Here is a 2,367-nt window from a genome sequence, read left to right as displayed (position 1 = left end):
GGAGCAACCGGAGCCACAGGTGCGACCGGCGATACTGGCGCCACGGGGTCGACCGGCGCGACCGGCGACACGGGAGCCACAGGTTCGACCGGAGCCACAGGCGCGACCGGCGATACCGGTGCCACGGGTTCGACAGGCGCAACTGGCGATACGGGAGCCACAGGTTCGACTGGAGCAACCGGAGCCACAGGCGCGACCGGCGATACAGGCGCCACGGGTTCAACCGGCGCCACAGGGGATACGGGAGCTACTGGTTCGACTGGAGCAACCGGAGCCACAGGTGCGACCGGCGATACTGGCGCCACGGGGTCGACCGGCGCGACCGGCGACACGGGAGCCACAGGTTCGACCGGAGCCACAGGCGCGACCGGCGATACCGGTGCCACGGGTTCGACAGGCGCAACTGGCGATACGGGAGCCACAGGTTCGACTGGAGCAACCGGAGCCACAGGTGCGACTGGTGATACGGGCGCCACGGGTTCGACTGGAGCAACCGGAGCCACAGGTGCGACCGGCGATACCGGCGCCACGGGTTCGACAGGCGCCACTGGCGATACGGGAGCTACAGGTTCGACTGGAGCAACCGGAGCCACAGGTGCGACCGGCGATACCGGCGCCACGGGTTCGACCGGCGCAACCGGCGATACGGGAGCTACGGGTTCGACGGGAGCAACCGGAGCCACAGGTGCGACCGGCGATACGGGCGCCACGGGTTCGACTGGCGCCACTGGTGATACGGGCGCCACGGGTTCGACTGGCGCAACCGGGGATACAGGCGCCACGGGTGCAACCGGAGCCACAGGCGCAACCGGCGATACCGGAGCGACGGGCTCAACAGGTTCGACCGGCGCAACCGGCGATACCGGTGCCACGGGTTCGACTGGCGCAACTGGCGATACCGGAGCTACTGGCTCGACCGGTTCAACCGGAGCCACAGGTTCGACCGGCGATACGGGCGCCACCGGCTCGACCGGAGCCACAGGTGCGACCGGCGATACCGGCGCCACGGGTTCGACAGGCGCCACTGGCGATACGGGAGCCACAGGTTCGACTGGAGCAACCGGAGCCACAGGTGCGACCGGCGATACCGGCGCCACGGGTTCGACAGGCGCCACTGGCGATACGGGAGCCACAGGTTCGACTGGAGCAACCGGAGCCACAGGTGCGACCGGCGATACCGGCGCAACGGGTTCGACTGGTACCACCGGCGCGACCGGCGATACTGGCGCCACTGGTTCAACCGGCGCAACCGGCGATACTGGAGCGACGGGCTCTACCGGTGCAACAGGTTCGACTGGAGCAACCGGAGCCACAGGTGCGACTGGTGATACGGGCGCCACGGGTTCGACTGGCGCAACCGGGGATACAGGCGCCACGGGTGCAACCGGCGATACCGGAGCGACGGGCTCAACAGGTTCGACCGGCGCAACCGGCGATACCGGAGCTACTGGCTCGACCGGTTCAACCGGAGCCACAGGCGCGACCGGCGATACGGGCGCCACCGGCTCGACTGGGGCAACTGGCGATACGGGAGCCACAGGTTCGACTGGAGCAACCGGAGCCACAGGTGCTACGGGTTCCACCGGCGCAACTGGTGATACCGGCGCGACGGGCTCTACGGGTTCGACCGGAGCGACGGGCGATACTGGAGCGACGGGCTCGACCGGAGCCACCGGCTCGACTGGCGCCACTGGCTCGACGGGTGCAACTGGCGATACCGGCTCGACCGGAGCCACCGGCTCGACTGGTTCGACCGGCGCAACTGGCTCGACGGGTGCAACTGGCTCGACTGGTGCGACTGGCTCGACTGGTTCGACTGGTGATACCGGCTCGACCGGCGCAACTGGCTCGACAGGTGCGACTGGCGACACTGGTGCAACGGGTTCGACTGGCTCGACTGGCGCCACTGGCTCGACGGGTGCAACTGGCGATACCGGCTCGACCGGAGCCACCGGCTCGACCGGAGCCACCGGCTCGACTGGCTCGACCGGTGCAACCGGCTCTACCGGTGCCACGGGTTCGACTGGAGCAACCGGCGCCACAGGCGCGACCGGCGATACCGGAGCTACTGGCTCGACCGGTGCAACCGGAGCCACAGGTGCTACGGGTTCCACCGGCGCAACTGGTGATACTGGCGCGACGGGCTCTACGGGTTCGACCGGAGCGACGGGCGATACTGGAGCGACGGGCTCTACCGGTGCCACTGGTTCGACTGGGGCAACCGGAGCCACAGGTGCGACCGGCGATACGGGCTCCACTGGCGATACCGGCTCGACGGGAGCAACTGGCTCGACTGGCGCCACTGGCGATACCGGAGCCACAGGTTCGACTGGAGCAACCGGCTCGACAGGCGCCACTGGCGATACT

General features: G+C 69.0%; 1 protein-coding gene. It reads left to right on the top strand.

From position 1 onward, the window contains the following. On the top strand, window positions 1–2,367 hold a 2,367-nt coding region (locus tag AC1D08_RS33590), incomplete at both ends, for a beta strand repeat-containing protein (protein ID WP_477425336.1).

The sequence above is a fragment of the Mesorhizobium sp. P2_E6 genome, assembly GCF_056403835.1.
This window is presented reverse-complemented; position numbering and strand designations above follow the sequence as displayed.